General features: G+C 70.4%; 11 protein-coding genes. 4 read left to right on the top strand and 7 right to left on the bottom strand.

The features are described 5' to 3' along the window. Positions 1-145 precede the first annotated feature (145 nt). The 4 genes from WHN02_RS21115 to WHN02_RS21100 all read left to right on the top strand — a co-directional run bounded on the left by WHN02_RS21115 (position 146) and on the right by WHN02_RS21100 (position 4,300). On the top strand, positions 146-1,057 hold the full coding sequence (locus tag WHN02_RS21115; RefSeq protein ID WP_434740433.1) for an ornithine carbamoyltransferase: 912 nt from the start codon (positions 146-148) through the stop codon (positions 1,055-1,057). Continuing rightward, positions 1,054-2,457 carry an MFS transporter gene (locus WHN02_RS21110; protein ID WP_434740432.1) on the top strand — a complete coding sequence of 468 codons (1,404 nt, stop codon included), beginning with the start codon at positions 1,054-1,056 and terminating at the stop codon, positions 2,455-2,457. Before WHN02_RS21115 ends, WHN02_RS21110 begins: the two co-directional genes overlap by 4 nt. Before the next feature lie 82 nt (positions 2,458-2,539). Continuing rightward, positions 2,540-3,475: a TauD/TfdA family dioxygenase gene (locus WHN02_RS21105; protein WP_434740431.1), complete on the top strand. Its 936-nt coding sequence runs from the start codon at positions 2,540-2,542 to the stop codon at positions 3,473-3,475. Between the two features lie 75 nt (positions 3,476-3,550). Then, on the top strand, positions 3,551-4,300 hold the full coding sequence (locus tag WHN02_RS21100) for a thioesterase II family protein (RefSeq protein ID WP_434740430.1): 750 nt from the start codon (positions 3,551-3,553) through the stop codon (positions 4,298-4,300). 113 nt (positions 4,301-4,413) lie between these two features. On the opposite strand, the gene WHN02_RS21095 is transcribed toward WHN02_RS21100, so the two are convergent. The 7 genes from WHN02_RS21095 to WHN02_RS21065 form a co-directional block, all read right to left on the bottom strand. Beyond that, a complete protein-coding gene (locus WHN02_RS21095) occupies positions 4,414-5,457 on the bottom strand; it encodes a hypothetical protein (RefSeq protein ID WP_434740429.1) in 1,044 nt (347 codons plus the stop codon). A 103-nt stretch (positions 5,458-5,560) separates the two neighbouring features. Continuing rightward, entirely contained in the window at positions 5,561-5,956 is a 396-nt protein-coding gene (locus WHN02_RS21090) for an NUDIX hydrolase (protein ID WP_350898132.1), read from the bottom strand. A gap of 2 nt (positions 5,957-5,958) precedes the next feature. Then, the gene (locus tag WHN02_RS21085; protein ID WP_434740428.1) at positions 5,959-6,957 is read right to left on the bottom strand and encodes a hypothetical protein; all 999 of its coding nucleotides are present in this window, start codon (positions 6,955-6,957) and stop codon (positions 5,959-5,961) included. 18 nt (positions 6,958-6,975) lie between these two features. Beyond that, positions 6,976-7,569, bottom strand: coding sequence for a thiamine pyrophosphate-dependent enzyme (locus WHN02_RS21080; RefSeq protein WP_434740427.1), 594 nt, complete (start codon positions 7,567-7,569; stop codon positions 6,976-6,978). Continuing rightward, complete coding sequence (locus WHN02_RS21075) at positions 7,556-8,062, bottom strand: thiamine pyrophosphate-binding protein (RefSeq protein ID WP_434740426.1); 507 nt, start codon at positions 8,060-8,062, stop codon at positions 7,556-7,558. Before WHN02_RS21075 ends, WHN02_RS21080 begins: the two co-directional genes overlap by 14 nt. Next, positions 8,059-8,652 (bottom strand): GTP cyclohydrolase I, encoded by a 594-nt coding sequence (locus tag WHN02_RS21070; protein ID WP_434740425.1) that lies wholly within the window; start codon positions 8,650-8,652, stop codon positions 8,059-8,061. Before WHN02_RS21070 ends, WHN02_RS21075 begins: the two co-directional genes overlap by 4 nt. After that, a complete protein-coding gene (locus WHN02_RS21065) occupies positions 8,649-8,951 on the bottom strand; it encodes a hypothetical protein (protein ID WP_434740424.1) in 303 nt (100 codons plus the stop codon). Before WHN02_RS21065 ends, WHN02_RS21070 begins: the two co-directional genes overlap by 4 nt. Position 8,952: the final 1 nt, after the last annotated feature.

The raw sequence follows: 8,952 nt of genomic DNA, 5'->3' as shown, positions 1-8,952 counted from the left end.
GCGAGCGGGGCGAGCGAATCGTCGTCGTCGTTCCCCGCACCGACGCCGAGCGTAGCGAGGTGACGGTGTGGGTGCGTTGACCGTGCCGATCGACGTCGACCGGGTCGTTGCGGCCACCGGCCGCCGATGTCGGCACCTTGTGTCGATGAGCGACCTGACCGACGGGGACCTGTACTCCATCGTGGCCCGGGGGGCGACCTTCGCCGCCGGGGAGCACGGCCTCCCGCTGGCCGGTCGGACCGTCGGGGTCTACTTCCGCACCACCTCCACCCGGACCCGGACGGCCTTCACCACCGCGGCGCTGCGCCTGGGCGCGGGGGTCGTCCAGTACGCCCCCGGTGACCTGGGATCCGACACCGAAGAGAGCAGCGCCGACACCGGTCGGGTGCTGGCGGGCATGCTCGACGTCCTGGTGGCCCGGACCGCCGGAGACCCGGCCGAGCTGCGGGCCTGGACCGGCGGGGGCCGGATGTCGGTGGTCAACGCGATGAGCGCCGAGGAACATCCCACCCAGGCGTTGACCGACCTGACCACGCTGCTGCGGCAGTTCGGTCGGATCGAACGGCTCCGGCTGCTCTACGTCGGGGAGGGCAACAACACGGCCACCGCCCTGGTCCTGGCCGTCACCAGGTTCGCGGGGGTGGAGCTGGAACTGCGCACCCCACCCGGGTACGGACTGCCCGCCCGGGTGCTGGCCACCGCCGTCCGGCAGGCGCAGGTGTACGGGGCAACGATCGTCGAACGGCACCACATGGACCGGCTGCCGGGGGACTTCGACGCCATCTACACCACCCGGTGGCGGACCACCGGCACCGGCGGACCGGACCCGCACCGGCGGCGCGTCTTCGCCCCGTTCCGGGTCGGTCAGGAGCTGTGGCGGGCCAGCCCGCACGCGGTCTTCCTGCACGACCTGCCCGCCCGCCGGGGCGAGGAGGTGACCGCCGAAGTGCTCGACGGGCCCGCCAGCATCGCTTTCCAACAGGCGGAGAACAAGCTCTACAGCGCCATGGCGGTGCTCGACTGGTGCCGTTCGGCGCAGGACGGGGTCCTGTCGTGAGACCACTCGAACAGACGGTCGGTCCGGCCGCCGTACCGCCGCTGCGGGGCAACCGGAACTTCCTGCTGCTCTGGGTCGGGTCGGGCGTCGCCGCGCTCGGCTCCCGGGCCACCTCGATCGGCTACACCCTGCTGGTCTACTGGTCCACCGGCTCGGCCACCGCCGCCAGCCTGGTCACCTTCGCCGCCCTCCTGCCCAGCCTGGTCGTCCAGCTTCCGGCGGGTGCGTTCGTCGACAGGTGGAACCGGCGTACGACGATGCTGGTCTGCGCCGCCGGTCGGGTGGTCGGGGTGGGCAGCGTGGCGGTGGCGGTCCTGCTCGACCGGGTGTGGCTGCCGCACCTGATGACCGTGGCGTTCGTCGAGGCGACCCTCGGCATCTGCTACGCCCTCTCCGAGCGGGCGGCGGTCTGCCAGGTGGTGCCCGCCGGGCAGCTCGGCGCGGCGATGGCTGCCAACGAGTCACGGGCCAACGCGGCGAGCATCCTCGGCCAGCCCACCGGCACCGTCCTCTACGGCGTGGCCCGGTTCGCGCCGTTCGCCGTCGCCGCCGTGGCGCACGTGGTCTGTCTTGTCACCCTGCTGTTCGTCCGCCGGGACCTGCGGGCGCCCCGGGTCGACCCGGGGCGGACCACCAGCCTGGTCGCCCAGATCCGGGAGGGCTTCGACTTCGTCTGGGGGCGGGTCTACCTGCGCCGGGCGCTGAGTCTCTTCGCCGCCAGCAACCTCCTGTTCCAGATCCTCGGGCTCGGCCTGGTGGTCCTGGTCGCCGAACGGGGCGGCTCACCCGCGACGGTCGGGCTGCTGCTGGTGGTCAACAGCGTCTTCGGGATGGCCGGGGCGATGACCAGCAACCTCTACCTGCGACGGTGGGGCATCCGCCGCATGATGATCGGCATCAACGTGTCGTGGGCGGTGCTGATGCCGCTGCTGGCGGTCGCCCCCGGCCTGGTGGCGGTGAGCGTGATCCTCGCCCTGGTCAACTACGGTGCCGGGATCGGCAACGTGGCCGGGATGCTCTACCTGTTCAAGGCGGCCCCGGACGAGCTTCGGGGCCGGGCCGGTTCGATCGCCACCCTGCTCGCCTCCGGGGCCAACTCCGCAGGTGCCCTGCTCGCCGGGTTCCTGCTCGACGCGGTGAGCATGCGTACCGCCCTGACCGTCGTCGGGGTGACGATGGTGGTGATCGCGGTCTGCGCCGTCCTCGCCTTCGGCAGCCGGGCCGCCGCCGAGGCCGAGCGCGCCGAGGTAGCCGCCGAGCGCGCCGCCGAAGCGGCCCTGGCCGAGCGCACCGAGGTCGATCCGGTTGCCGAGGTCGAACGCGCCGAGGCCGATCCGGCTGCCGACCGATCTGCGGGCGGGCGCACCGAGGCCGATCCGGTGGCTACGTCCGCCCGGTGAGTCGGGGATATCGAGGAAATATGGCTGCCGCCGGGAGGCTGCCACGTGACGCACCGCCCTGCCGACGCGAGGAGAGACGCCGATGGACGAGCACGGCCGCTGGCAGCCGTACGTGATCACCCCGGAACGGGCCGGATGCCCCCCGACGGCAGACGGGCTCGCCGGTCACCTGCGTGAGGTGGACGTCGCGGCGCTGCTGACCGTACACGGGGCTCTGGTCTTCAGGGGTTTCGGTGTGGAACCCGGCACCCTCGACCCGGTGATGGACCTGCTGCTGCCCAACCGGCTCGCCTACGTGCACGGCAACACCCCCCGGACCAAGGTGGGGGACAACGTCTACACCTCGACCGAGTACCCGGCGAAGTACACCATCTCGATGCACAACGAGCTGTCGTACGCCGCCCACTGGCCGTCCCGGCTGTTGTTCTACTGCCAGATCGCCGCCGCGACCGGCGGGGCCACCCCGGTCCTGGACGCCCGGCTCTGGCTGGAGCTGCTCGACCCCGAGATCCGGGAGGCCTTCGCCGGAGGGGTCTGCTACCAGCAGAACCTGCACGACGGGATGGGGTTGGGCAAGAGCTGGCAGCAGACCTTCGAGACCGAGGACCGGGCCGAGGTCGAGGGGTTCCTCGCCGGCACCGGGGCGACGTGGAAGTGGACCTCCGACGGGCTGCGGATCAGTCAGGTCCGCCCCGCCACCACCCGACACCCGGTCACCGGCGTGGAGGTCTGGTTCAACCAGACCGACCAGTGGCACCCGGCGGGGCTGGAGGACGACGTGGCCCGGGTGATGATGCAGGTGATGACCCCGGACGAGCTGCCCCAGTCGGTCACCTTCGCCGACGGTGCCCCGATCCCCGAGGAGTACGTCCGCCAGATCCGCGACCGGGGGCTGGACGCCGCCGTCGACATCGACTGGCGGGTCGGCGACCTCATGGTGATCGACAACATCCTGGTCGCCCACGGCCGGCGCCCCTACACGGGGGACCGCCGGATCCTGGTCGCCATGTCCGACTGACCGGTGCTGCTGCGACTGGCCGGTGCCGCCGACGGACCGGTGCCGCTGCGACGGGCTGCGAGAGGGGACGACACCATGGACGAAGCGGTCGGGCGGGCGCGCTGGCTACGGATCTTCCGCCGTGCACAGCGGAGCGACCTGCGGCTGATCTGCTTCCCGCACGCCGGGGGCAACGCCAACGTGTTCCAGCCCTGGGGGCGGCTGCTCGCCGAGGGCACCGACCTGATGGCGATCTGCTACCCGGGGCGGCAGGACCGACTGTTGGAGCCCTGCGTCGAGCAGATGGACGCGCTCGCCGACCGGATCGTGGAGGTGCTCCTGCCGTACCTGGACCGGCCGGTGGCGTTGTTCGGGCACAGCATGGGCGCGTCGGTGGCGTACGAGGTGACCTGGCGGTTGGAGACCCGGTACGGTTTCGCCCCGACCGCCCTCCTGGTCTCCGGGCACGGTGCCCCCCACGTGTCCCGGGTCGAGTTGGACCCGGACACCGCCGACGACGAACACCTGCTCGGCCGGATCGGTGCCCTCGGCGAGGTGGACCCGCTGGTGCTGCGCTCGCCCAAACTCCGGGAGCTGATCATGCCGGCCCTCCGGGCCGACCTGCGGATGCTCTACCGCTATTTGCCCAGGGAGCCGGAGAAGCTGCGTACCCCCATCTCCGGCTACCTGGGCACCGAGGACCCCACCTGCACCGCCGAGTCCGTGCAGGCCTGGGCCGAGCTGACCACCGGCGGGTTCGATCTGACCACCTTCGACGGGGACCACTTCTATCTCACCCCGCAGCAGGAGCCCCTGCTCGCCGCCCTGAACACCCGCCTGACCTGACCGTTGCCGCCCGACCGGGTCCCGCCCGAGCGCCAGCCGGGCCCCGGTGGGGACCCGGCTGGCGCGGGTGGCCGTCAGTGCGGTGGCGGCCGGTGCGGTGGCCGCCGCCGAAGTCAGAGCGTGACGTAACCCAGGTGGATGCGGCCCTGCGGGCCTCGAACGAGGAGGGAACCGTCCTCGTTCGAAGCCGGGGCGGAGGTGGCCTGCGGCGCCCCGGACAGCGGACCCCACCCCGACCAGGTGTCGGACATCAGTTCGTACCGGATCGTCCGAAGCTGGTCGGAGGTGCTGCGTACCACCACCCACAGGTAGCCGTAGGCCACGGAGGTCGCCGGGGTGGACTTCCCGTCGGCCGACCCCGGCACGATGCTCCACCCCGACCAGGTTCCGTCGTAGTTGTCGTACCGGGCGGTCCGGAGTGCCCCGCTCGGATCGTGGTGGAACACCCAGAGCCATCCGCCGTACCTGGCGGTCCCGACCGGGCCGGTCACCGACGTGGAGCCGGGCACCGTGTTCCACCCGGACCAGGAATCGGTGGTCAGGGTGTACCTGATGGTGCCCAACCGGCCGTTCGGGACGGCGAAGAACAGGTTGATGTCGCCGCCGTACATCTGGGCGGTGGGTGCGGAGGTCCCGGTCGGGACACCCGGGACCGTCGACCACCCGGACCAGGAGTCGGTCGTCAGGGTGTACCGGACGAACCGGAGTGCACCGGTCGCGTCCCGGACGAACAGGCGGATGTCACCGCCGTAGACCAATGCGGCAGGTCCCGATATCGCGGCGGGGAACCCTCCCGGCACCACCGTCCAGCCACTCCATTGCTGCGAGTGGAAGTCCTGCCGGTTCATCATGACGGCACCCGCCGCGACGGTCGTGAAGACCCATGTGTAGCCGGCGTACCGGACGGATGCGGGGGCGGACCCGGGCACGACCGGCCCGGGCACCGGAGTCCAGTCGGTGGCCGCCGACGCCCCGACCTCCGCCTCGACCCCGACCTGAGCCGACGCCCCGACCTCAGCCGGAGTCTCGACCTGCGCCGACGTCCCGACCGGCGCCGGGGCGGCACCGGCCGGACCGGCTCCCGCCCCGACGACACCCATCAGAAGTACGGGCACCAGCAGTCGACTCACGACGCCGGCCGGACGATGGAGGCGCATCAGAAGCTCCCCTGTGGAGTACGAAACGGCACGAGCGTCGTCAGGCTCTCACGTTCCCCACCGTTGCGGGTGCCCGTTCCCGGTGCACCCTGCGCTCGGGTCGTCATAGCTCTCCTCTGGCCCGGAGCCAGTCGAAGATCAGTCTGTCCACCGGGGAGGACTGCTCCCGGCCGGAGTAGTCGAGCCACCGCACCTCTTCGATCTCGGCACCCGGCTTCATGTCACCCAGATACTCGGCGCGGTAGCAGGTCATCCGGACGGTGACGCCTTCGGCCTTACCGTGCGCCTGGGCTTCGAAGACCTCGGCCAACTCGATGGTGTCGTCGACCAGTTCGACGCAGAGCTCTTCCTGGATCTCCCGCTTCAATGCCTCGTGGTCGGATTCCTGGCCCTCCCGTTTGCCACCCGGTATGTAGTAGACGTCTTTCCCATAGGACCGGGTGCTGAGAATTCTTCCATTCTCTACTCTCAACCAGGCGAGCTTGTCGATGAACTTCATAGTCAACTCCCGGTGGTCCGACGATGAGCGCGGACGATGTGATCGCGGTGGGCGTAGCATCGGTCAAGAAGTTCGGACCGGTCAAGTCGGCTCGCCATGTCACCTTCCTGGTCAATCTTGACCCGCCGGTGCAGATCGATCAGCGCCGGGCGGACGGAGAAAGCCGCCACCAGCCGAGTCCAGTATTCGCGTAGCTCGCCCAGGTGTTCGCCGGGCGAGAAACCCCGCAGGCCGCCGTCATAGATCACGCATCGTTCCAACCCCGAGACGGGGTCGAGACGAGACGCCAGCGTGAACTCGGGAGTGATCAGTCCACCACGCCGGACAAAGTCCGTCTGGTCCAGATGAAGCGCAAGACCGTATGTCTGATCGTAGATCCCGAACAGACCCTCCAGCGCGATCACGGTGACCTCGGGGACCGACCGGTCAGCCTGCCCCAGCCGCCGGACGAAATGATCGATCCGCTCCACGGCCCGCATCGTCCCGATCGTGACCAGGACGATTCGTGGTGGTAGCGCCTCGGGCTCCAGGACGTCCGCGAGGACGGTGAGCGCGTTCGTGACCGTCCGGCCGGTGGCCGTGATGTCGCCGATGAACAGGACGGCCGAGCCGGCCAGGTCGATTCTTCGGTACTCGTCCGAGGTCACCACGGCGTCACCGGCGCGGATGGCCCGCCGGCTGCTCAGGAAGCTGACCCGGCAGGGGCGGCCGGTGACCTGCTCGACGACGCCGGGTAGGTCGAAGTTCAGACCACCACGCAGGATGGTGAGCACATCCGGTGTCGTCGCGGCCAGTGCGTCCGCCAGGCCCGGGTCGACCAGCGCCAGGTCGGTCACGGCCTGCCTGCAGGCCTGCCGTAGCTCGGCCCGGAAGGCGTCACCGACCGACGTCGAGTCGCAGAGCAGTCGGCGACCGGACGGGGAGGTGGAGACGAAGACCCGCGCCGGAGTTAGCGGCACCCGGTAGAGGCCGCCACGGCCGGTCGGCTCCAGCGTCGTCACTGCCGTGGCCGTCCCGGCTCAGATCTTCGTCGCAGCCGGTGGGATCCGAACGCCCCAACGGGCGGCGAGCATCCGGCGGAAGTCGTAGACCGCCTCCCGCCCGTTGGCCGACCAGGCCGGTGGCGGCATGGGTGTGTCGTCGTGCACCACGAGGCGCAGCACCCCGACGGAGGTCGCCGCAGCCAGCGCGGCGGCGACCTCATCGGTCCGGTCGGCAGTGCCGTACCCGAGTCCGAACGCTCCGGCCAGTGCGGCCCAGTCCAGTGGGAAGCGCCGGGACGCGACGTCGCCGCCGGACTCGTAGCGGCCGTTGTCGACGACCACGGCGGTGAAGGGTGCGACCCGCTCGCGCATGGTGGCCAAGGTGGCGAGCCCCGCCATGCCGAAGAGCAGCGAGCCGTCCCCTTCGATGGAGAGGGTCCGGGCTGCCGGTGGCAATGCGGCAGCGACCCCGAGCGCAACCGGAAGGACGTCGCCCAGGGCGTCGAGCGGGAGGGTACGACCGGGCCAGTGGCGCAGGGTGGCGTAGGTGGCCCGGCCGACCCCGGAGACGACGACCACGTCCTCTCCCAGCAGGGCACGCAGGGCACCGATCGCCTCAGTCGAGTTCACGGTGTAGTTCCCGGAGCAGACCTGCGGTGGCGACGACGAGGGCGGAGCGCATCCGGGTGCCGGTCAGGGCGATCCCGGCGCGCAGCGCCTCGGTCAGTTCGGCGGTGCTGCTCGCCGCCCGGGTGGGTATTCCGAAGAGGGTGGCCAGGCCGGACATGTGATGCGAGTGGTCCTGTGCCCACCAGTTCGGATCACCGAACTCCCCTCGGTGGGCCGTCAGGGCGAGGACGGGAATCTGGTGCAGCACCGTGAGCCGGGCGATGGTCTCGGCGGCGGCTCGCAGTCCGGAGTTCTCCATGCAGATCAGTGCCTGCTGTCCGGCCAGCCCCATCCCGGCGGCGACCGCGACCGCCTGCGACTCGTGCACCACCTGGACGTACTCCAATGTGGAGGTGGCGACGACCCGGGCGACGACCGGGCCGAGCAGGGAGTCCGGTACGGCGACGACGACCTGGATGCCGGCCGGCAGCAGTTCGGCCCAGCGGGTCGTCATCGCGGTCCTCCCGGTGGTCCGAGGGCCGACTCCGGTGGTAGGTGCCGCCAGGCGTTCAGGCTGCCCCGGGCATATGTGGTGGTGTTCCACGCACCCGGCTTGTTCGGGCCACGGCCGCAGACACAGAGGTGCTGGGCGGAGGTCTGCACGAAGGCACCCCTGGCCTGGGCGCCGTCCATGAGGTCGTCGCAGAGGTCGCGGGCGATGAACTCCTGGATCTGGAACCGACGGGTACGCATCTCGACCAGGCGCGGCATCTTGCCGATGCCGATGATGAGCCCGCCAGGCTCGTAGACCATCCGTACGTGGCCGAAGAAAGGGAGGAAGTGGTGTGCGCAGAGCGAGACGAACGGGATGTCGTGCGCGCCGACCAGGCCGGTGTACTCACGGGTGGGGTCCAGGTGGGCTGTCACCTTGATGAGGTCGTCGCGTTCGGTCCGATAGCCGGAGAGCAACTCCCGGTAGGCGTTCGAGATCCGATCCGGTGCCTCCTGTAGCGAGGCGCTGATCGCCTCGGCGGCCTCGGGAACGTCTGGATGGAGCGACGCTATCCACTCGACGAACGCCTGTTGTGGACGGCGGCTGCTCATCGCGAGCCCAGGAACTCGATGACCACGTTCTGGTAGGGACCGTCACCGAGGTTGACCAGCCGATGGGATTCGTCCGGCTGCCGGTAGGAGGTGTCACCGACCTGGTCGTTCTGCGGCTCCAACCGGCCGTCGCGGTACTCGGTGGCGACCGGGCCGGTTTTGGTGACCACGAAGCGGTACCCGCAGTGGTGCTCGTGCCATTCGGAGGCGCCGTGCGGCGGCAGATCGAGTATCCATACCCGTACGTGGTCGTCCTGGTAGATGACCGTCGTGCCGACCTGTTCCACGTGAGCGTCCACG

The sequence above is a fragment of the Micromonospora sp. SH-82 genome (assembly GCF_051132485.1).
Taxonomy (GTDB): Bacteria; Actinomycetota; Actinomycetes; order Mycobacteriales; family Micromonosporaceae; genus Micromonospora.
Note: the sequence above shows the minus strand (reverse complement) of the source record. Positions and strands in the feature narration are given on the sequence as shown.

Bases quoted from the DNA above. Each gene is read 5' to 3' on its own strand.
- WHN02_RS21070 (WP_434740425.1), bottom strand. From the start codon at position 8,652: ATGAGCAGCCGCCGTCCACAACAGGCGTTCGTCGAGTGGATAGCGTCG.
- WHN02_RS21090 (WP_350898132.1), bottom strand. From the start codon at position 5,956: ATGAAGTTCATCGACAAGCTCGCCTGGTTGAGAGTAGAGAATGGAAGA.
- WHN02_RS21100 (WP_434740430.1), top strand. From the start codon at position 3,551: ATGGACGAAGCGGTCGGGCGGGCGCGCTGGCTACGGATCTTCCGCCGT.
- WHN02_RS21075 (WP_434740426.1), bottom strand. From the start codon at position 8,062: ATGACGACCCGCTGGGCCGAACTGCTGCCGGCCGGCATCCAGGTCGTC.
- WHN02_RS21105 (WP_434740431.1), top strand. From the start codon at position 2,540: ATGGACGAGCACGGCCGCTGGCAGCCGTACGTGATCACCCCGGAACGG.
- WHN02_RS21095 (WP_434740429.1), bottom strand. From the start codon at position 5,457: ATGCGCCTCCATCGTCCGGCCGGCGTCGTGAGTCGACTGCTGGTGCCC.
- WHN02_RS21115 (WP_434740433.1), top strand. From the start codon at position 146: ATGAGCGACCTGACCGACGGGGACCTGTACTCCATCGTGGCCCGGGGG.